Annotated in this window: 11 protein-coding genes, 1 other RNA gene and 4 pseudogenes; 13 read left to right on the plus strand and 3 right to left on the minus strand. The window is 33.8% G+C overall.

The window, feature by feature from the left end; all coding sequences use genetic code 11:
- Nucleotides 1–309 precede the first annotated feature (309 nt).
- From FNW17_RS16785 to FNW17_RS11420, 6 genes and pseudogenes are all read left to right on the plus strand, one after another.
- Nucleotides 310–441: pseudogene (locus FNW17_RS16785) on the plus strand (hypothetical protein); the annotation flags it as partial.
- A 59-nt stretch (nt 442–500) separates the two neighbouring features.
- On the plus strand, nt 501–2,060 hold the full coding sequence (locus FNW17_RS11400; protein ID WP_144071692.1) for a TolB family protein: 1,560 nt from the start codon (nt 501–503) through the stop codon (nt 2,058–2,060).
- Nucleotides 2,061–2,103: 43 nt separating this feature from the next.
- Nucleotides 2,104–2,193 (plus strand): annotated as a pseudogene (locus tag FNW17_RS16790) (twin-arginine translocation signal domain-containing protein); the annotation flags it as partial.
- Nucleotides 2,194–2,384: 191 nt separating this feature from the next.
- Nucleotides 2,385–2,969 (plus strand): glycoside hydrolase family 3 C-terminal domain-containing protein, encoded by a 585-nt coding sequence (locus tag FNW17_RS11410; protein ID WP_144071693.1) that lies wholly within the window; start codon nt 2,385–2,387, stop codon nt 2,967–2,969.
- Nucleotides 2,970–3,010: 41 nt separating this feature from the next.
- Nucleotides 3,011–3,172, plus strand: a pseudogene (locus FNW17_RS11415) (hypothetical protein); the annotation flags it as partial.
- Between the two features lie 61 nt (nt 3,173–3,233).
- Nucleotides 3,234–4,601, plus strand: a complete 1,368-nt coding sequence (locus tag FNW17_RS11420; protein WP_144071695.1) for a 3-keto-disaccharide hydrolase — start codon at nt 3,234–3,236, stop codon at nt 4,599–4,601.
- 200 nt (nt 4,602–4,801) lie between these two features.
- Here FNW17_RS11420 and ssrA read toward each other — a convergent pair.
- Nucleotides 4,802–5,198: a transfer-messenger RNA gene (ssrA, locus tag FNW17_RS11425) on the minus strand.
- Nucleotides 5,199–5,280: 82 nt separating this feature from the next.
- Entirely contained in the window at nt 5,281–6,477 is a 1,197-nt protein-coding gene (locus FNW17_RS11430; RefSeq protein ID WP_185965298.1) for a serine hydrolase domain-containing protein, read from the minus strand.
- A 238-nt stretch (nt 6,478–6,715) separates the two neighbouring features.
- Here FNW17_RS11430 and FNW17_RS11435 point away from each other — a divergent pair, with 238 nt between their 5' ends.
- Complete coding sequence (locus FNW17_RS11435) at nt 6,716–7,918, plus strand: NAD(P)-dependent oxidoreductase (protein ID WP_144071697.1); 1,203 nt, start codon at nt 6,716–6,718, stop codon at nt 7,916–7,918.
- Between the two features lie 685 nt (nt 7,919–8,603).
- On the opposite strand, the gene FNW17_RS11440 is transcribed toward FNW17_RS11435, so the two are convergent.
- Nucleotides 8,604–12,743 (minus strand): hybrid sensor histidine kinase/response regulator, encoded by a 4,140-nt coding sequence (locus tag FNW17_RS11440; RefSeq protein ID WP_185965299.1) that lies wholly within the window; start codon nt 12,741–12,743, stop codon nt 8,604–8,606.
- 612 nt (nt 12,744–13,355) lie between these two features.
- Between FNW17_RS11440 and FNW17_RS11445 the strand changes: the two are divergent.
- From FNW17_RS11445 to FNW17_RS11470, 6 genes and pseudogenes are all read left to right on the plus strand, one after another.
- Nucleotides 13,356–13,526 (plus strand): annotated as a pseudogene (locus FNW17_RS11445) (alanine dehydrogenase); the annotation flags it as partial.
- A gap of 104 nt (nt 13,527–13,630) precedes the next feature.
- A complete protein-coding gene (locus FNW17_RS11450; RefSeq protein ID WP_235893274.1) occupies nt 13,631–16,375 on the plus strand; it encodes a ligand-binding sensor domain-containing protein in 2,745 nt (914 codons plus the stop codon).
- A 238-nt stretch (nt 16,376–16,613) separates the two neighbouring features.
- On the plus strand, nt 16,614–19,610 hold the full coding sequence (locus FNW17_RS11455; protein WP_144071700.1) for a SusC/RagA family TonB-linked outer membrane protein: 2,997 nt from the start codon (nt 16,614–16,616) through the stop codon (nt 19,608–19,610).
- A gap of 21 nt (nt 19,611–19,631) precedes the next feature.
- The gene (locus FNW17_RS11460) at nt 19,632–21,107 is read left to right on the plus strand and encodes a RagB/SusD family nutrient uptake outer membrane protein (RefSeq protein WP_143391137.1); all 1,476 of its coding nucleotides are present in this window, start codon (nt 19,632–19,634) and stop codon (nt 21,105–21,107) included.
- A gap of 27 nt (nt 21,108–21,134) precedes the next feature.
- Nucleotides 21,135–21,950 carry a LamG domain-containing protein gene (locus FNW17_RS11465; RefSeq protein WP_143391136.1) on the plus strand — a complete coding sequence of 272 codons (816 nt, stop codon included), beginning with the start codon at nt 21,135–21,137 and terminating at the stop codon, nt 21,948–21,950.
- Between the two features lie 56 nt (nt 21,951–22,006).
- A complete protein-coding gene (locus tag FNW17_RS11470) occupies nt 22,007–23,392 on the plus strand; it encodes a glucoamylase family protein (protein WP_143391134.1) in 1,386 nt (461 codons plus the stop codon).
- Nucleotides 23,393–23,405 lie beyond the last annotated feature (13 nt).

Consider the following 23,405-nt stretch of genomic DNA (forward strand, 5'->3'; position numbering starts at 1 on the left):
AACAATAGCAAATCCTTCAATTCTCTTTGTTAAGCCTAACGCTGCGATGCAAGTTTTAATTACAAATCCAGTGAATGTTTTGTCAGCCTAGGATTCAGACAGAATAGCAACAATTACAACTACTTCGGCAGATGGTTTAAATACAAAAGCTTACGCACTGCAATTTAAAGTAGACGATAACTTATTAGTGACAGATATGATTAATGCCAATAATTTAAATATTTATCCAAATCCAACAAATTCGAACGGAGTTGTTAATATTGATATTCCCAATGCTAATTATGAAATTAGTATTAGGATACCAACGGAAAAATAGTGTTTTTTAAATCTACAAAAGATATAAAACTGCAATTGACAATCAATGGATCACTTCAATCAATATATTTTATCTCGGTAAATAATAGCAACGGACAAAGAACCAAAAGATTAATTGTAAAGTAAATATGTGTTAAGTTAAATAATAAATAATCTCAGAATTATATCAATTTTAAAACAATAAAATGAAAAAAATGTTAACTCAAAAATCGGTTTATCAGCTCTTATCAATGCTTATAATTTTATGTATTACCAACAAAACGTTTTCGCAAAATTCAAATTTAGGAATTTTCGACAAAAGTGAGGATATTGGAACTTGTCTAATAAAAGGCTCCTCTGTTTACAACCCAGAAATACAAGAATATACTATGTCAGGTTCTGGAGATAATATGTGGTTTGGAAAAGATGCTTTTCAGTATTTGTACAAAGAAATGAAGGGTGATTTTATCTTACAATTTGAATTCAAATTTACATCTCCCGTTAAGATTGCCCATCGCAAAGTAGGCTGGATGGTGCGAAATGATACCTCACTGAATTCACCACATATAAACGGAACTGTTCATAATGATGGATTGACATCTATTCAATACCGATTGACAAAAGGTGCTAATACATTGGAATTGAAAATGAAAAATTTAGAAAATAATACTGTCATTCAATTAGAGCGACGCGGAAACCGATATGTCTTTTCGGCAGCTATTAAAGGGGAAGAATTCAAAACAATTGAATGGGTGGATAGCGATAATGTTATAAACGACAATGCCTTAGTAGGAATGTTTATTTGTTCACACGATAATTCTGATTTGCAAACTGCCGTAATCAAAAACGTTCGAATCACAATTCCAGCAAAAGCTGATTATAGACCATACAAAGATTATATAGGTAGCAATCTTGAAATAATGGATATTGCTACCGGAGATCGTAAAATAATTTTCACGGCACCCAATTCTATTCAAGCGCCAAACTGGACAAATGACGGCAAGACTTTAATATACAATAGTGAAGGAAAACTATATAATTTTGATTTAAAAACCAGACAACCATCAGAACTTGATTCAAAATTTGCAATCAAAAACAACAATGACCATGCACTTTCTTTTGATGGGAAGATGCTTGGAATTAGTAATTCAAGTGAAAACAAAGACGATCAATCACAGGTATTCATTATGCCTTCTAAAGGGGGAACTCCAAAGTTGATCACTGAAAAAGCACCTTCGTATTTTCATGGCTTTTCAATAGATGGAAAAAACATGCTATTTACAGGTGGTAGAGACGGACAAGACAATTTCGAAATATATTCTATCAACATTAAAACCAAAGTTGAAACACGTTTAACTAATTCTCTAGGTTTGGATGATGGTTCCGAATATTCTCCTGATGGAAAGTATATTTATTTCAATTCAGTTCGTTCCGGTAAAATGCAAATTTGGCGTATGAATCCTGACGGAAGCAATCCAGAAAGAATCACCAATGATGAATCGAATAACTGGTTTCCTCATGTATCTCCAAACGGAAAAATGATTGTTTACATTACTTTTGGAGACGATGTTTTGCCTGGTGACCATCCTTTCTACAAACATGTTTCGCTTCGATTAATGGATCTTGAAACTAGTGAAGTAAAAATATTGGCGCATTTATATGGTGGACAAGGAACAATCAATGTTCCAAGTTGGTCTCCGGATAGCAAAAAAATCACATTTATTACAAATACTGCTTTGACGGACTATTTTACAAAATGTTATTAAAATTAGTTTTACTATAATGGAAAATCAAAAATAGAACACCAATTCAAGAAGAGAATTTCTTCGAATGTCAGCCATTGGAGTTGCGGGAATGATGGTATTGCCTTCGTTTGTGCTTAAAATCAAGATAAAGTAATTAAGATTGCTTTTATTGGACTTGACCGACAAGGAACTTATTTGGTTAGTTCGTTTCTGAAATTCTAAAATGTCAAAATTGTGGCTGGCTGCGTTGTCTATAGAGAGATTTAAAATAAACTTAAATACTAGAAAATCACTTTAAAAGTAATCAAACCTAACCTACTCAAAAATTAAATTTTTCCAATCAACATGAAAAAAATATTTTGTTCTTTTTATTTAAAAGCATTCGTTTTAACTTGGCTGATGTTGCCCTGTTTTGGCTCATTTGCTCAGTCTTTTGAAAGCATTATCCCATTGGAAAAAAGATTGGATGACATCCTTTCCAAATTGGCTACCCAAGAAAAGATCATTTTTGTTTTATCTAATGGAAGATCTGTAGAATTGGGAGATATAGAATCACTTTCGGATGCTATTTTAGAAATATGCCAACCCAGAATTGCTGGTGGAACGCCACTTGAAGGCTTAGTTTCTGGTCGTTTAAATTTTTCTAAAAAACGGGCTATTACTTTTCCTTTAGTGACAGGACAAATTCCTATTTATTGCAGTATGCATCAACCCGAAAGACCTAAAATTGGAGGATATAAAGATGTTTCTAATGAGCCAAAATATTGGTTTGGTCACGGTTGGAGCTATATGAATTTCTCTTATAGAACGGTGAAATTGTCTTCAAATACAATCTACAAGAAATCTAAATTAGTGGCAGAATTCGAAGTTACTAATTCTGGAACACGAACTGGAAAACAAACTGCTTTTGATACATTTCGGACCTTGTAGCCTCTATTACTAGACCTATTTAAGAGTTTAAATATTTCGGAAAATTAGAATTGAAATCGGGAGAAAAAAATATATTTAAATTTGAAATAGACCCAGAACGTGCCCTTTTTTTCCCCGATACAAATGGAATGATGCGCCTAGAAAGTGGCGATTTTTATGTAACCATAAACGATCAACGCCTCAAGTTTGGGCTAACCGAATAATTATAGAATCAAGTTGTACTAATTTTTTTAACCTTATGATTAACTTTTAATAAAAACAAAAATGAATACCAAGAAAAAAATGTTTACTATGCTGTTACTGTTCATTGTATTTTCTCCAGTTTTTTCACAAGAAAAATGGGAAATGCTATTTAATGGAAAAGATTTTAAAGGTTGGTCCAAGATTGCTGGAAAAGCCGATTATGTAGTAAAAGATGGAGTGATTATTGGCACATCCAAGGCTGCAACGCCCAATAGTTTTTTGGCAACCAATAAAAATTACGGTGACTTTATTCTGGAATTGGATTATAAAATAGAAGAGGGATTAAATTCGGGAGTTCAATTTCGAAGCCAATCTAAAAAAGAATATAAAAATGGTCGAGTGAATGGCTATCAGTTTGAGTTTGACCCTTCAGCGAGAGCGTGGAGTGGCGGAATTTATGACGAAGGACGGCGTGGATGGCTTTATACTATGGAAAAAAATCCTACTGCAAAGTCCGCATACAAAGCATCAGAATGGAATCATATTCGCATTGAAGCTCTTGGTTCTACCGTAAGGACATGGTTGAATGGGGTTCTTTGCGCCAGTATTTTGGACGATTTACCAGAGGCTGCCAGTGGTTTTATCGCATTGCAAGTACACGAAATATACAAACCAGAAGACGAGGGAAAAACCGTGCAATGGAAAAATATAAAAATTTGTACTACGAATCTTGAAAAATACAGAACTCCAGAAAATCGACAAGTTTATCAAGCCAACTGCAACGACAATACCATTTCATCTTTCGAACAAAAAGAAGGATGGAAATTGTTGTGGGACGGAAAAACAGCTGACGGTTGGAGAGGTGCAAAATTGACTACTTTTCCTGCTGGAGGTTGGGCTATGGAAAATGGAGTTTTGAGAGTGTTAAATTCGAATGGTGCCGAGTCAACAAATGGAGGTGATATTGTTACCATAAAAAAATATAAAAATTTCGAATTGACGGTCGATTTTAAAATTACCGATGGTGCCAATAGTGGTATCAAGTATTTTGTGGACACCGAATTGAACAAAGGCGAAGGTTCTTCTATTGGTTGTGAGTTTCAAATTTTGGACGACAAACTTCATCCCGATGCTAAATTAGGGGTAAAAGGAAACCGAATGTTAGGTTCATTATATGATTTAATTCCTGCGCCCACCGACAAGTTTTTCCGCAAATCAGATTTTAATACGGCTCGAATTGTAGTTAGGGGAAATAAAGTGACCCATTATCTCAATGACAAGATAACAGTAGAATACGAACGTGGTACACAAATGTGGAATGCATTGGTAAACTACAGTAAATATAGTGTTTGGTCTAACTTTGGAAACGCTGCCGAAGGAAATATTTTAATACAAGATCACGGAAATGAAGTGTTTTTCAAAAATATAAAATTAAAAGAGTTACCGTAATTAGAGTTTCTGTTTTGGACTTATTTTATTATGATTTTAATTCTTTTGATTATATTTTAAAAAAAAAATAATTTCTAATAAATGTATGTATACTTTGCACGATACTATTATGATTTAATACTGGTTTTGGAAAGTATAGAAAACAAAAATGCCCGTAAATCCTAAGATTTACGGGCATTTAGTTCTATTTGAGAATAGAATTGTGGAGTCGGGGAGAGTCGAACTCCCGTCCAAACAAGCAACTAAAAAACTTTCTACACGCTTATTTCCTGATTGAGTTTTCGACTCGGAGTTAGGTCAGGAACAACCGCTCTTTGCTTAGCTTCTTTAGTTTCGAAATCCACCCGAAGCTTGTGGAAATCTAGGTTTAAATTTACGATTTACCTTTATCGACCGCCATAAACCAGAGCTTTCGAGGTAAATCCTGCTTTCCTACCTGGTAGGACGAGGCTAATCTTACTATAATTCAGATTATGCAGCAAGAGCGTAGTTTCCTTCGCCGTGTATGTGTTTTGAAACCTTTTATTTACGAGAATTGTCCCAGTTCTCGACGTGCTTACTTTTCAATTCGACTTGCTGTCAAAACCAGTCGACCCCATTTTTATTTCAGATTTCATCTAAAATATTTTCCAAAAATACAATAATTTCAACGGTTATGCAAGAATCTACAATCTACAATTTATTCGTCTTCCACTTTAAACGGATAGTCTCCAAATAAAGGTGCTAATTTCCGAACGGCATAGGTTGTTTTTGTAAACTTATTAGAGAGTGCAATTATAGTGACATTTTCATCTTTTAAAGTAATGTAAGAGGAGGTGAAACCATGCCACCAACCATTATGAAAATAAAAACTTTTACCAGTTTCCCAATTGATCATTCGAATTCCTAAACCGTAATTTTTTCGACCGGGATGCTCATTGCTGTAACCCACATAAACTTGTTTCAAAAGGGCTGGTTCTAAAAAAGAAGGCGAATAACGAGCACGGTCAAATTTCAATAAATCTCTTGGTGTAGAGTAAATATTTTTATCTCCATACACTTTATCAAGATAATCGATGCCAATTTCTACTCTATTACCTTTATACGACGGAGCTACTTTCTTTTTGTCTTTGTCAAAATCCAAAACAAAAGTATTGGTCATTCCGAGTGGTTTGAAAATCATTTGGCTCAATGCTTCTCTATAAGAAAGTTGGGTAACCTTTTCAATAATCAAGGCCAACATTGCATAATTGGTATTGCAATACGCAAAACGAGTACCTGTTTTTTGTTCCAACCCAATGTTTTTAGTCCCCATTATGGTTAAAATATCCTGATTGGTCAATGTATTATGTCGGTCCCAAACGTTTTTGTCTCGATCCGTAAAATAGGCATAACTGCGCATCCCACTTCGGTGACTCAACAACATTCTTACGGTTGCTTCCGGATACGGAAACGCTGCTAAATAGACTGTCACTTTATCGTCTAATCCAATTCTTTTAGCATTGACCAATTTTAAAATTGCTGTAGCAGTAAGGACTTTACTAACCGATGCAATATGAATTGGAGTTGTGCTTGTTATTGGTGTTTTATCTCTAATATTGGCAAAACCTTCGTATTTTTCATAGATAATTTGGCCGTTTTTAGCCACAAGAAATCCACCGTTCATGCTGTTGTTAGGCCAATTTTTTCTGTAAAATGCTTCTATTTTATCTTTCGTCTCATTCAAGTATTCTGCCGTTAGTTTTGGAGTTTCATTAACTAAAGGTTTCATTTTTGGCAATGCATCTTTTGGAAGTTCAGCATCTTTAAGCTCTATTTTTTTCTCTTTCATACAAGAACTTAAAACCAAAAGTAAGAGGATAAATTGTAGTATATTTGCGCGTTTGATAAAATTCATATGTATTTAGCTAGAAAGGCAAATATATAGAATCCTATTCTTTTGTTTTGTTCCTTTTTTGAAAAAGTTAACACTATTTTAAACCCTATTTTGTTTTTTTTAGACATTATCCTAAAAATCAATTAATAGTGTTTATATTTTCTAAAACATTTTTTTAAAAGACAGCAGAATGGATATAAAATGTTATTTTTGTAACAAATAAGCTCTATAAAGTTATATTAATTAGTAATCAAAACCCATGAAATTCGGAATTATAAAAGAGAGAAAAAGCACACCCGACAGAAGAGTGGTATTCACACCCGATGAATTGGCAAGACTAAAACAACTTCACCGAGGTATAGTTGTAAAGGTTGAAAGTTCGGATATGAGAGCTTTTTCTGATGAGGAATATAGAAATATGGGTATCGAAGTGACCAATGACATCAGTGATTGTGAGGTGTTTTTTGGTGTAAAAGAAGTTCCTGTAGAGAATTTAATTCCCAATAAATCGTATTTCTTTTTTTCGCACACTATCAAAAAACAACCGCACAACAGAAAGTTGTTACAAGCTTTATTAGCCAAAAATATTGATTTTTATGATCACGAAACCATTGTCAATGAACATAATATCCGATTGATTGGTTTTGGGAAATACGCAGGATTTGTTGGTGCTTACAATAGTTTTAGAGCTTTTGGATTAAAATTCGAATTGTTCAAACTTCCAAAAGCAGCAGCACTTTCAGGAAAGCAAGATATGATTAGCCATTTGAAACGATTGGTTTTGCCTCCGATAAAAATTGTAAATACTGGAACTGGAAAAGTTGGTAGTGGTGTTAAAGAAATTCTCGACGCCATCAAAATCAAAGAAGTTTCAGTTGAAAATTATTTGACAAAAAACTACACGCAACCCGTTTATGTACAGATTGATGTTTTGGACTATAATGTTCGAAAAGATGGTCAAGTTTTAGATTTTAATGATTTTTTTCAGAATCCTCAAGATTATGTTTCCAATTTTGAACGATTTACCAAAGTTTCAGACATCTATATTACAGGACATTTTCACTCCAATGAAGCTCCGGATATTCTCACACGTGAAATGCTAAAATCTAAAGATTGTAAAATAAAAGTGGTTGCCGATATTTCATGTGATGTTGATAGTTCTATAGCTTGTACGCTAAGATCATCAACGATTGAGGAACCTTTGTATGGTTATTTACCTACTGAAAACAAAGAAGTCGATGTGTTTCATCCTGCCGCAATTGTGGTAATGGCAGTTGATAATTTGCCTTGCGAATTGCCAAAAGCAGCTAGCGAAGGTTTTGGAGAAATGTTTATGGAACACGTGATTCCCGCTTTTTTCAACGGTGATAAAGAAGGAATTTTGAAACGGGCAAAAATCACTAAAAAAGGAAAACTAACTCCACGATTCAGCTATTTACAGGATTATGTGGATGAAAAGTAATTAGCAAAATTCAAAATTTATACTAATAAAAGCTTCCATTTTTTGGAGGCTTTTTATGCATTATATTAAAAATGGGATTATATTTGAAGATAAAACTTTCAATTTTGAAATCGATTACTATAAAAATATTTGTTTTCAGTTTACTATCATTTCAATTGTATTGTCAAGAGATGCTTTCTTTTGTCGAAAAGTATAACAAATCAAACTATCAGGGAGATAATCAAACTTGGAAAGTAGATCAAGGATTTTTTTAACTGATTAATTCTCAAATCTAAATAGTGGAAGGATGTAAAATTTTAGGGAAAAACTCAATACATTCGATTGATAGATTTCAAACAAAATCATTTTTTTAATGAGGTTTTAGGAAGTCGAAAGTTTAAAAGTCCTAAAGTCAAAAGAATCAATAGTATGGATATTGGTTTAAAATCAATCCGTTACATCATTTTGCCTAATTTTAAAACACGACATTATACAATGGTTATTACTAAATATGTTGCACAAAATTGAAAAAATGAGATATATTCGGCAGATAATTACAGGAGATTGTATCGGGAGATTGTAAGTTATCAGTATAAATAGGCATAGCCATTCCAAATATTGAAGCCGGGTATGTCAATAAACATAATAAAATTTATAAAAAAATATGACTAAAGAGTTTTTTTATACTGAATACTATCTTAAACCTTTATTTTTCTACAATAAGCCGCAGTACATTAATAAGAATTTCCAGATTCACGGGTTTGGTAATATAATCGTTCATTCCCGCTTTTATACAAGCATCACGGTCTTCGGATAATGCGCTGGCTGTCATGGCTACTATTGTAGGTTGATATTTAAGATTTTTTCTAATATAGCGTGTTGCTTCGAGTCCATCCATTATCGGCATTTGTACATCCATCAAAACAAGCTGATATGGTTTTTCTGTAAGCATATCCACAGCTTCTCTTCCATTATTAGCTAGTTCCGGCTGATAGCCAAGCTTGGTTAATACCTTCATCAACAGTTTTTGGTTAATCAGATTGTCTTCGACCAAAAGAATGTCTAAAGGATAGGTTTCTGCAAAACCTTCAGGGAATAAAGATGGTTTTTTGTCTTCCTGTTTTCCGGGCTGGCTTTGATGTTTCAGCTCGGTTTGTATTAAGTTAAACAATTGTTGTTGTTTAACAGGTTTAGTTAATATCGAGTTGAATAGGTGTGAATTTTTGGTTCGAGTTTCATCTCCTACAGAACTTAGCAGGATAATTGGCACTTGCGGAATCTTTTTTCTCATTGCTTCGGCTAATTCAGCACCATCCATTTCCGGCATCTTCATATCAGTAATGATTAGCTGGAACTCGACTCCCGTGGCGATAATTTCTAATGCCTCTTTGCCTGAGGAGGCAAGAACAGGAGTTAGTTTCCACATCTCCAACTGAGATTTAAGAATAGTCAGATTGGTGATATTATCGTCTACCACCAATACTTTTTTTCCTTCATTTTCGCTAGTGTTAAAACTTACATGCTGTCTGTGAGATTTGCCAAGTTTACTTTTAATAGTGAAGCTGAAAGTTGAGCCTTCACCCACAGTACTGCTTACGTAGATTTCTCCTCCCATAAGCTTAATAAGTCTTTGATTGATAGCGAGGCCTAAACCTGTTCCGCCATATTCGCGTGTTGTGGAAGAATCAACCTGTGAATATGCAAGAAATAAATTTGGAAGTTTATCTTCAGGAATTCCTATACCCGAATCTATAACCTCAAAAAGTAATTCAATATTCTTGTTATCTTCGTTTGCAAGACTCACTTTAACAAATACTTCCCCTTTATGTGTAAACTTCAGTGCATTGTTCAATAAGTTAATCAGTATTTGTCTTAAACGCATATTGTCGCCAATAATTTGAGACGGAACTGTGTAATCAATCTGGTAAACTAGATCCAGTTCCCGCATGGCAGCTTTGCCAGCGAGCAGATCCATTACCTGCTCAATGCATTGACGAAGGTCAAAATCTAGGCTTTCAAGTTCCAGATTGCCAGATTCAATCTTGGAAAAATCCAAAATATCGTTTATAACCGTAAGAAGAGCATCTCCGCTGTCTCGAATAGTGTTAACATATTCTTGCTGTTCATGGTTGAGTGGAGTTTCTTCGAGTAGGGAAGTCATACCGATAACACCATTCATTGGAGTTCTGATTTCGTGGCTCATAGTTGCAAGGAAAATACTTTTTTCCTGACTGGCTTTCTCGGCTCTCTCTCTTTCTTTCTCCAGCGCAATATTTATATTCTTTAGTTGTCTAGTTTGAGTTTTTAATTCTTTGGACTGATTTACAACTTCTACGGTGCGTTCAAGCACTTGTTTTTCCAATTGCGTTCCTCGAGCCCTAATTTTGCCTACGCGGTAATAATATATACCTACAATACACCCAATAATAGTTAGTACAGAAAGTATTCTGAACCACCACGTCATCCAGTAAGGAGGGACGACGATGATTTTTATTGATGTACCTTCTTTATTCCATACCCCATCATTATTCGAAGCTTTTACCCTGAATGTATATTCGCCGGGAGGAATATTGGTGTAGTAAGCATACCTGTTTTTTCCAACATAAACCCAATCCTCATCAAATCCCTCCAGTTTATAGGCATATTGATTTTCTTTGGTTCTGGAAAAATTTAAAGCGGCAAAACTAAAAGAAAAGTCAGATTGTTTATACGAAAGGGTAATTTCCTTGACTTTATTAATTTCCTCATTTAGGGGAGAATTTTTTTCGCCAGGAATTACGGATTTATTAAATAATTTAAAGTTTGTTATTAAAACAATAGGAGTCTGTTTATCGAAAATTAGTTTTTGAGGGTGGAATATATTAAATCCATTAAGACCACCAAAAATCATTTCCCCGCTTTTAAGCTTGAATGCAGCTCTTGGTAAAAGTTCATTATCATCAAACCCATCATTGATGTTGAAGTTTTTGAAGGTTTTGGAATCAATATTAAATTCTGAAATTCCACTATTGGTGCTCAACCACAATGCCCCTTTATCATCCTCTAAAATACCATTAATAAAATTATTGGCTAGTCCATTTTTTTCGGAATAGTGTGTGAATGTATTGTCGGCGTTAAGCCTATTTAAGCCAGCTTGGGTACCAATCCACAAATTACCTTTCCTGTCTTCGTAAATAGTTGATATTAAATAATCACTTATGCTTTTACTGTTTTTTGGGTCGTTTTTAAATATTTTATATATTCCCTTTTCTTTGTTGATTTTTATCAACCCGTCTTGGATTGAACCGAGCCATAAATTGTTTTTGCTATCTATATAAAAGCAGTTTATACCTAGAAAAGGGATGTTTTTTCCTTCCCAATGTAAGCGATAAAACTGATTATCATCTCTGTTATACTTATATATCCCGCTACTAAAGGAAGCAATATATAATTCTCCTTTTACATCCTCTCTTATAAACCAGATATCCCGAATCGGCGCTTTTATATTTGTTACCGGGTCAATCCCCTCGTATACTTCATACGTATTTTTATCTACATTAAAAGAGAGCAAACCCTGTTCAAAAGTACCCAGCCAAATTTTTTTGTTCCTATCTTCAAGCATAGAAGTAACAGTGCCTACGCGAAGCCCATTGGGCTGTGTATTATAATGTTTAAAAGTTACTGATTCTCGATTAAACAAATCGACGCCGTTTCTTAAACCCAGCCAAATACGGTTTTTTGAGTCCTGATAAATGCTAAATACTTCTTTGCTTCCTAAGCCTTCAGGTTTGCCAGGATTGTATGAAAAAACAGGAAATTTTGAAGTTGCAGCTTCCTTAATGGAAAGCCCCGCTATACTGCCTACCCATATATTATCTTTTTCATCAGCAAAAATGGCATTAAGACCATTATCAAGAAGTGAATTGTTGTCAAAACCATCATTTGTATAGTTGGTAAAAGTATAGTTTTTTTTGTCTAAAACGCTGATACCAAAATTGGTGGCAACCCATATTTTGCCATCTTTTGATTCGCACATCTGCGGCACAAAATCGCCTAGAAGACTGTTCAAATCAGTAGATTTGTTTTTAAAATGGATAAATTTTTTAGTTTTTTTGTCAAAAAGATTTAGACCTCCAAACGCAGTGCCTATCCATACCTTACCTTCAGAATCAATAAAAATTGTTCTAATAGCATTTATACTTAAACTATTAGGATCTTGGGTCTGCGTATAATCAGTAAATATTTTTCGGTCTTTACTGATGACTGTGATGCCGAGTTCTGTACCTATCCATAAATTTCCTTCCTTGTCTTCGTTAATGGCTCTTATAAAGGGACTAATAATTCGGTTTTTTACGATATTATCAAAATATAAAAGCTTAAACTTTTTGTTTTTACGGTCGAAAGCGTATAGCCCGCCTCCTTCAGTACCAACATAAAAAATGCCATTGTGATCTTCAAACAAGCAAGTAACGCGGTTAGTACTTACACTGGTATTATATTTATATATTGTAAACGTATCCTGTTTGTCATCGTATACATTTAAGGCGCCATCGTCCGTACCAACATATAAAACGCCACTTTTATCTACATAAGTAGTCATAATATTGCTACTACTTAAACTTCCTTTTGTTTTAGAATGGCTCCTGTAGATTTTAAAAGTATAACCGTCATATTTATTAAGGCCGTCTGCCGTGCCGATCCATATAAAACCATTATGATCTTTGATTATATTTTTTATAAAACTTTGTGAAAGGCCATCTCTGGATGTCTTCCTGTTAAACTTAACCGTTTCTTGCGAATACCCTTTTTGAAGGTTCGATAGTATCGATATAGTTAAAAAAAGTAAAATAACTAAATGTCTAGGCATTACGTTAAGTGCTTTTTTAATAGAGAAAAGGTATAATGAATATTTCTTGTGTAGGTGCATTGAAAGGGGATTATGGTCAATCGAGAAAATACTTTCCCCCGTTAGAATAATGTTAATTAGCTTGGTTTTGAACAAATGTATGAAAAAATCAAGAATGTCGACATTTCCAGTGCTTTTTTGTAAGACTTTTGATTCATAATTTTTTGAGCATCCGTTTGAAAAGCACTAAACAGCACTAAATATACTTAATTTCAAGTAAATAAGTAATAACCATTTTGTAATGCCAAGTTTTAAAATTAAAAAAAATACTGTAAGAGATTAATTTTAAACTTCTATCAATTCTATTGGTTCTTTTGACTTTATGACTTTTAAACTTTCGACTTACTTATATGCGATTTAGTGAATATAAAGTTCCTCTTTTATAAAAATACGAAAGATTATTTTGTAAAAAAAATTTGGAATTAAAATGTTTTTTTGAGTCAAAAATATAGTCCAGTATTTTTTTGTGGATTTTTAGCAACTTTTTTTATAGCAAAAAATGTTTTATAAAAAATCACTAAAAATCGTTTAGACATTAATTCGGTAAAAAAATAAATGTTCATTAAAATTGATGAACTATCAAAAGAAGCTAGCGAAGATTTTGGAGAAATTTTTATAGAACACTTAATTCCCACTTTTTTTGATGGTGATAAAGATGGAATTTTGAAACGGGCAAAAATGACCGAAAAAGGAAAACTCACTCCACGATTCAGCTATTTACAGGATTATGTGGATGAAAAATAATTAGCAAAAGTCAAAATTTATACCAATAAAAGCTTCCATTTTTTGGAGGCTTTTTATGCGTTATATTAAAAATGTGATTATATTTGAAGATAAAACTTTCAATTTTGAAATCGATTACTATAAAAATATTTGTTTTCAGTTTACTATCATTTCAACTGTATTGTCAAGAGATGCTTCCTTTTGTCGAAAATTATAACAAATCAAACTATCAGGGAGATAATCAAACTTGGAATGTATCACAAGGTAATGATAAGGCCATGTATTTTGCTAATAATCATTATTTATTGCGTTATGATGGTGTGAAGTGGGAGAAAAATATGCTTCCAAATAAAACGATAATTCGTTCTATACTGGTCGATGGCGATAAAATATATTCAGGTTCTTATAAAGAATTTGGCTATTGGCATCGAAATGACGGAAAGATGATTTACGTTTCAATATCTAGTGGCAAAAAAGTTTTTGATGACAGCGAGAACGAAGAAATATGGAAAATATTTAAATTTAACAACCAAATTTATTTTCAATCGTTCAATGAGATTTTCATGTATGACGGTAAGAAAATTAATAAAACAAAACTTCCATTTCTTATTTCTTATTGCTTTGTTATAGACAATCAACTCCTAATTGCCTCGGTTGGCAGCGGAGTTTATAAGATGTATAATTATAAGATGTCAAAAGTAAAAGGCTGGGAAATTTTGGAAAATAATGTAATTCACGCCATCGAAAAACATCAAAATCGAACCTACATATTTACTCAAAAAAACGGAGTTTATATTTTAGAAAACGGAGCTTTGAATTCTTGGAAAAACCCATTGAATGAAATTTTGAAAACGGCTTATATCAACGTAGCAAAGTTTATCAATACTAATAAATTGATAATTGGAACAGCAAGTAAAGGTGTTTTTGTTTTTGATTTGTTTAATAACTCTTTTATAAACATTAATAAAAATAATGTCTTGATGAACAATTCTATTTTGAGTATTGGTCAAGACAAAGAAAATAATTTATGGCTAGGTTTAGACAACGGAATTGCTCATATAGAAGTCGATTCTCCCATTTCTATTTTTTATGATAATTCAGGCGTTTTGGGGTCAGTATATTCTGTTGCCACTACTGAAAATGGGTATTTAATGGCATCTAATCACGGTGTTTTTAAATATGAAGACAACCAGTTTTCTTTAGTTCCAAATACACAAGGACAAGCTTGGAACATAGGCAAAATGAATGACAAATATCTTATTGGATATTTTCAGGGAACACTTGTTTATGAAAAGGGTCGGTTTTCTAAATTAAATACTATAAGTGGCGGCTGGAATTTAACCAAAAGCAACATCAATAACACCTATTTACAAGCTTCCTACAGTGGAGTTTGGATTTATGATAACCCTAATGATTTATCCCAAAAACATATCATTAATGGGCTTTTTAAACCCATAAAATATGTAGCACAAAACCGAAAAAATGAAATTTGGGCAGCCGATAATTATAGGGGTTTATATAGAATTTTGTATAACGATGCTTTTGAAACCATTAAGGTCGAAAACATAACACAAAAGAGTAAAATTACAAATGATTTTGGCGTGCGACTATTTGAATTTCGAAACGAAACTCTCTTTTTAATCCAAAATTCTTGGTACACCTACAATTCTATATCCAATCAATTGGTAAAGAATGAATTGTTTAATGCTAATTTTAAAAATATTTCAGACATAGTTGCTATCGACGAAAACAACTTTGTAGTGCTTCAAGAGGGACTTTTATATCATATCTATGTGAATCAAAACAAGTTTGTTTGGAACAGTATACAAGAAAAATATTATAGAGGAAAAATAATTAACGATAATATAAAAATTTTCAAAAATAGAAACAACTATTTATTAAATCTCGATGATGGATTTATTTCACTTCAATTAAAATATGAAACCAAACAAAGTCCTACTATAAAGATTGAAGCATTTAATAATAGAGAGTTGGTTGAAAATAAGTCAAAAATCAAGTATAATTCTGAACTAAAAATTGGAGTAATATCTGGAATTTATGGAATTACCAAGCCAAGCTTGTTTTATAAAATAAATGATTCAAAAGATTATATTCTTATAAAAGAAGGAATTATTGTTTTGAATAATTTGAACAGTGGCTCCCATAACATTGCAATTTATCACTTTGATGGATCGCAATATAATAAAGTTTCCCGTTATGAGTTTATCGTTGGGCAACCTTGGTATTTTTCTTTTTGGATGATTTTATTGTACCTAGCAGTTTTAGGTACGATTTTGTACTTTTATTATAAGTGGAATAAAATGCGTTACACTCAAAAATTAGTTTTGCAAGAGGAAGAATTGAAGTATCAAAAGAAAATTCTAGAGATGGAATTGAAAGCGGAAAACGAGTTGAATATGCAAGAATATGAAAAGCATATTCTGGAATTGGAATTGCAAACAAAATCATCCGAAGTGACAGGCAAATCACTTTCAATAGCTAAACAAAGCGAAATGATAGAAAACATTCAAGGTATTTTAGATTCCGAAATAGATGTTAATAAACTTAAAAGTGAAATCAAAAAAGTGATTAAATCAAATGCAATCAACAAACTTGAATGGCAAACATTTGAATCAAACCTGAATCAAATTCACGACCAATTTATAATTAACCTTTCCAAAAAATACCCTATCCTTACTTCTAAGGATATCAAACTTTGTGTTTATTTAAAAATGAACCTTTCTTCAAAAGAAATTGCGCCAATGATGAATATTTCTTTCAGAGGTGTCGAATTACATCGCTATCGATTAAGAAAAAAATTGAGACTTACTCAAGACGAAAACCTATCAAAATTTTTATTATCCATATAAAATAGGTTTATTTTTTAAGGATATTATTATTATACATTGAATTATTTGCATAATTACAACACATCATCACTACATCATGTGATGTATTGCGCTGTAGTTTAATCATTCTTAACCGCTAATAAACATTGAATTATTTTCTGATCTCAAGAAATTGATGTATTTGTGTAGTAACTCCATTTAGCTTACTATAACGTTGTAATAGCTTAATTTAGCTTAACTAACTTTTACAAATTAATTTATGAGAAATTTTGTTTTTATTTTTTTAGCACTCATTCTGCTCCCAGCCTATATGTCTGGTCAAGTAATTAAAGGAAAAGTATCAGATAAGAATGATGTTGGAATTCCTGGAGCTATTGTTATAGCAGTTGATTCCAAAACTAACACTGATACTGATTTTGATGGAAATTTTAATATTAATGCGAAAGTAGGAGAGGTGTTAAAAGTAAGTATGGTAGGTTTCGATGCCATTTCTGTTAAAGTCACATCTGAAACCATGGCTATAACCATGAATGAATCCAAGGACACCGAGTTAAAAGAAGTTGTTGTAATTGGATATGGAACAGCCAAAAAGCGAGATTTAACAGGATCTATAGTTAAGGTCGAAGGAAAAATGATTGCCGATAAACCAAATACTAATCCAGTGGCGTCATTGCAGGGGAGAGTTTCTGGTTTGTCTATTGTAAATTCTGGGCAACCTGGTGCAGAACCAGATGTTAGAATTAGAGGTACAGTAAGTAGATACAATACAAAACCATTGTACGTCGTAGATGGTATTTTTACAGACAATATCAATTTTATCAATGCCAATGACATTGAGTCAATGGAAATACTAAAAGACCCCTCTTCATTAGCAATTTTTGGGGTTCGCGGTGCCAATGGAGTTATTATTATTTCAACTAAAAAAGCTAAGGAAGGAAAAACAACTATTAATTATAACACCATATTAGGGGTTAAATCTATTGTAAGTAAACCATCGCTTGCTAATGCATCCCAATTTAAAACCCTATATAATGAACAGCGATTGAATGAAGGAGCTGCACCTTATGCTTATTATGACAAATTTACGGGTGATACGGACTGGATTAATTCCATTTCTAATGATAATGCTACTATTATCAATCATAACTTAAGTGTTACTAATGGTACTGATAAAAACAAATTTTATTTGGGAGTTGGATTAGTTCAAGATGAAGGTTTGATTGATTATGAGAATTATAAAAAATTCACTTTCAATTTAAATAATGAACTACAAATATCAGATGCCATAAAAGTTGGTGTCGGATTTAGTGGTGTCGATGCCAGACCAGCACAATTACATTCTTTTAGTTCAGCATTAAACGCAACGCCAATAGTTGAACCGTATAATTCAGAAAAAGGGGTTTACAATCAATTGCCAACACAAATTGGAGGCGCACAAATAGGCAATCCATTATTGTATGTGGAAGGAACGCAAGGAACACAATTGAATCGTGAAACGAGATTTGTAGGTAATGTATTTGCTGAATTCAAATTGTTTAAAGATTTAAAATTCAGGGCAGCCTATTATGCTGATTTGGGATACAATAAGGGCACAGCTTACAATCCAGTATTTAACGTTTATACTGCCGAAACAGACCAACTTACTCTTGCCGGTGGAAGTTCTCAAACATCAATAAATCAGTACAGTAATACGTATGAAAAAACACAACAAGATTATTTATTTACCTATAACAAGACTTTTGGAAATCATAGCTTGACAGCTTTAGCGGGTTACACCCGATATTATTTTGGATATGAATCCATTAATGGTTCTGTTTCGCAATATATAGGAGGAGAACCAATTCCAAATGATAGAAGATGGTGGTATTTAAATGTATATCCATATGGGGATCCATCCTCTAGCCGATCAAGTTCAGGCCAATATGAAAATGGTACTGTTTCCTATTTAGCTAGGGCATTGTATAACTATGATAGCAAATACATATTGAACGCTTCTTTTCGTAGAGATGGTTCTTCGGCATTTATAGGTGACAACAGATTTCAAAATTTTTGGTCACTTGGTGGGGCTTGGGATGTATCAAAAGAAGATTTTATGCAAGATCAAAAAATTTTTAATACACTTAAATTAAAAGGATCTTATGGCGAATTAGGAAATCAATATACGTCTATTCAATACCCTTCGTATCCTAATTATACCACTGGTGCATCTGCAGTTTTTGGTGAAACATTAGTTCCAGCTTATATTTTGGCTTACCGAAGTAACCCAAATTTAAAATGGGAAACGGTAACTTCATACGAAGGAGGCATAGAAGTAGGAACTTTAGATAATAGACTAAAACTCGAAGCCACCTATTTTAATAAAACGACAAATGACTTGTTGACGTTTGTCAATTTAGGAGCTGAAAGTTTTTACACTAATGCTGGAGAGATTTCAAATACTGGATTTGAATTTTCTGCTTCGTGGAATGATAGTGTAAATGATGATTTTGAATATTCCATTAGCGGTAATTTAACCACTTTAAAGAATGAAGTGAAATCGGTATATGAAGAAGGTTTTCAAGTGGCTGACGGCCCTTCTATTTTAACAGCAGGTTCTCCAATTGGATCATTTTACGGTTACATTGTTGAAGGGATTTATCAATCCTATTCCGATGTATTGAGCTCGACTCCAAGTTCTTTAGGGGATTATGGACCTGGTGATTTGAAATACAAAGATGTTAATGGTGATGGAAAAATCACTCCTGACGATAGAACGATTATTGGAAACCCAACCCCTGATATTATGTACGGAATGTCCGTGAGTGCTACTTATAAAAACTTTACGCTATCTGCTGATTTACAAGGTGTTTATGGTAATGAAGTATGGAGAGATTGGGGCAGTGGTTCTACTTTTGCACAATTTAATTACAGAACTGAAAGATTGGATAGATGGAATGGCGCAGGTACTTCCAATTGGGAGCCAAGACTTAACGATGGATCAGGATATAACAAACAAAATTCATCCTACATGATTGAAGATGGAAGTTATGTTCGATTGAGAAACGTACAATTGGCCTATAATTTTGATTCTAAATTGTTGAATAAATTTTATATCCAAGGATTGAAATTGTTTATTAATGCTCAAAATCCTGTAACATGGAATAACAATTCTGGATTTACACCTGAGGCTGGTGGATCTCCTATCTCGTTTGGTAGAGATTTTGGAGGTTATCCTCTTCCAGCAATTGCGACACTAGGTTTAAATGTTACTTTTTAATAATAAATAGAAATGAGAAATATGAAAAATTATAGATTTATCATTAAAATAGCACTTATAGCCACATTGGCTTTGCCTACTATAAATTCCTGTAGTGATGCTGATTTTCTTGATATGAAGCCTTTAGGAGTTGCAACTGAGGGAGATTTAGCAGCTGGTGGTTTTGAAGAAAGTACTTTTGGATTATATGGAAAAATCCGTACACAATTTGGCGTTACGGACTGGAATCGCTATTGGTTTCAAAGTATTCGATCCGATGATGCCGCAAAAGGCAGTAGCCCTACAGACGCCGCCACATTGGGTAATGTAATGGACAATTTTCAATATTCACCAACTGAATTTTCAGGTAACTGGGACGGTCATTATAGCTTGATTTATGCCTGCAACGATTTAGTAGTTGCTGTAAAAAACTCCGGAGCAACAGATCAGGGAAGTATTGTAAATGAAGCCGAGGCCAAAGCCATTAGAGCGTTTGCTTATTTTGATTTGCGACGTGATTATGGAGAAGTTCCCATTATATTGAATAAAATAGTGACACCAACCGATGGTATTAAAGCAAAAAACACAGTTGCCGAAGTAGATGCACAAATCATTAATGATTTAGAATTTGCCGCGCTGCATTTACCCTTAAGCTGGCCAGCATATCCTGGTAGAGCTACAAAAGGATTCGCGAACAGCCTTTTGGCAAAATTGTATCTCTACCAAGGAGATTGGAAAAAAGCACTGGCGAAAAGTGAAGAAGTAATCAAGTCTGGACAATATAATTTGATGTCCTCTTATGAAACATTATTTACTAAAGCGGGTAACAATTCAAGAGAAACTGTTTTTGAAGTGCAATTTTTGGTAGTAGGAAGAACGTATTATTCAAATAATTATTTTGAGTCACAAGGAGTACGTGGAGCAGGTACTTGGGATTTAGGTTGGGGATTCAATGTGCCTACAACCAATTTAATTGGTGCTTATGAAGCTAATGATCCAAGAAAAGCCGTAACAATTCTAACTTCAGGGCAAAGTGACGGTTTTGGAAACACTCTTCCTGCAAGTCCTCCTTTAGACCAATTGTATTGGAACAAGAAAGCCTACACACTTCCTTCTGAGAGAACTGCATTGGGGGAAAATAAAAATCACTGGGAAAATATAAAAATCATGCGATATGCCGATGTTTTGTTAATAGCTGCAGAAGCGGCTAACGAAGACGGAAATTCAGGTCTGGCAGCAACATATCTAGAAGAAGTTCGTAAAAGAGCTAGAGGAGCAAATAATAGTATTTTACCAATAGTTTCAGGTGGACAAGCTACTTTAAGAACAGCCATTAAACAAGAAAGAAGAATCGAATTTGCCATGGAAGGCGAACGATTTTATGATTTAGTGCGATGGGGAGATGCTGCTACAGTTTTAAGTGGAAAAGGATACCAAGCAAAACATAGGTATTATCCAATTCCTCAAACAGCCATTGACCAATCTGGAGGAATTCTAGTTCAAAACCCAAATTATTAATAGCAATTCAATTTAATACTTAATAAAATGAAAATCAATAAATCATTTATAAAAAAAGCTTTTGGAATAGCACTTATTTCATTGGTATTTATTGGATGTCAAAATATGGATAGACCTGAATTGGGTGATTATCCAAAAGATGCCAATGCTCCAGGAGGTCCCTTAAAGTTCTATGTAGCTTTTGATGGTGCAACTACAAATTCATTAATGAATGCGGTAGATAGTGTTCGAGCTAAATTTCCAACCGATAATCCATTAGAATTTACCGAAGGTATTTCTGGAAAAGCCCTCAAAGGAGGAAAACCTAAATTGTTTGTTTCGTATTCAAAACCAAATGATTTTGTGGCTAATTCCTCCAGTTTTACCATTGCTTTTTGGTCAAAACACGGCGCTCCAACACAAACTGAATTTGCTTTTAGCTTATTAGCTGATAACTGGGCGAAAGCCAATATGTTTTGTTTATTCGAGGGATCTGTTGCTAACCCAACCATTAAATTTTTTGTTGACGAGCAACCAGGAGATAAGTGGTTCGAATGGTTAGGAACGGAGAAAGTTCCTGGAATATATGATGGACAATGGCATCACTTAGCCTTTGTCTATGATGGTTTAACATCGGGTATGACTCTTTATAAAGATGGTGTCGCTTTTGCTACAAAAAAATGGACAAACCATGGGAATATGAAACTAAAAGAGGCCAATGTTTTAGGCTTTAGAATTGGAGGTTCAGGAAACCCTGCCGAAGGTTGGATGAATTCTTGGACGGGTGATTTAGACCAATTCAGAATGTATACTTCCGCACTTACTGTTGCAGAAATTAATAATTTATACACAAAGAAAAAATAAGTAAATACAGTATATGCCAATGCAATTGCTTTGGCATATATTCTTAAAAAATCGAGATGAAGACATTTAAATTTTATGCTATTTTATTTTTGTTTTCAATCATAAGTTGTAGCAGTAGTAGTGATTCTCCAAATCCTACTCCAACACCAACCCCGCCACCAACGCCAACGCCAACACCACTTACAGATGTTCAAGCAATGGATCAAGTACAAAAGGATGCTATAAAATATTTTTGGGAATATGCAGAATCAAATTCAAGATTAGCCAGAGAACGGTACCACACGGATGACCCAGGAAACGATGCACATATTGTAACTACTGGGGGTTCTGGTTTTGGGCTAATGTCAATAATTGTCGGTGCAGAAAGAGGTTTCCTTCCAAGAGCTGAAGTGGTTTCCAGACTTACAATTGCATTAAATTTTCTTGAAAAAGCAGATCGATTTCATGGTGCTTGGCCTCATTGGATCAATGGTGAAACAGGTCGTGTAATCCCATTTGGAACTAAAGATAATGGAGGTGATCTTGTAGAAACAGCATTCCTTTGTCAAGGTTTACTAACTGTTAGAGAATATTTTAAAACTGGAAATGCTACCGAGCAAGCATTAGCTGCTAAGGCGGATGAACTCTGGAAAGGCGTAGAATGGGATTGGTACACCAAAGGCGAAAATACTTTGTATTGGCATTGGTCTCCAAGCTATGGCTGGCAAATGAATTTTAAATTAGAAGGATATAATGAATGTTTAATTACCTATATCTTGGGCGCTGCTTCTCCAACACATCCAATATCTGCCGCAGTTTATCAGCAAGGATGGGCACGAAACGGAGGGATTGTTAGTGGAGGTTCTCAATATGGTTTTCCGGTAGTGTTGAACTATAATGGAGCAGCAGGAAATGTAGGTCCATTGTTTTGGTCTCACTATTCCTATTTGGGCTTGGATCCCCGTGGATTAACAGATACTTATGCTAATTATTGGACATTGACACAAAATCATTCTAAAATTATAAATCAATATTGCATAACTAATCCTAATAAATGGGCGGGTTACTCTGATAAAGTTTGGGGACTTACAGCTAGCTACACCAGAAATTCTGATGGCACAACAGGCTATACAGCGCATCAACCCACCAATGATACTGGAGTAATTTCTCCAACGGCTGCTTTGTCCTCATTTCCATATACGCCAACCGAAAGCATGAAATTTTTGCATTATTTGTACGATGAAAAAAAGAACACTTTAGTTGGAGTTGCAGGGCCTTATGATGCATTTTCTCCTCAACATAATTGGGTTACTCCAAGATATTTGGCAATAGATCAAGGGACAATTGCTCCAATGGTAGAGAATCATAGAACAGGATTAATCTGGAATTTATTTATGAATGCTCCAGAAGTTAAGGTTGGTTTAAAAAAACTAGGTTTTTCTTCGACTCAACATAATTTTTAATAATTAATAATAA

The organism is Flavobacterium franklandianum, from assembly GCF_007097365.1.
GTDB classification, from domain to species: Bacteria; Bacteroidota; Bacteroidia; order Flavobacteriales; family Flavobacteriaceae; genus Flavobacterium; species Flavobacterium franklandianum.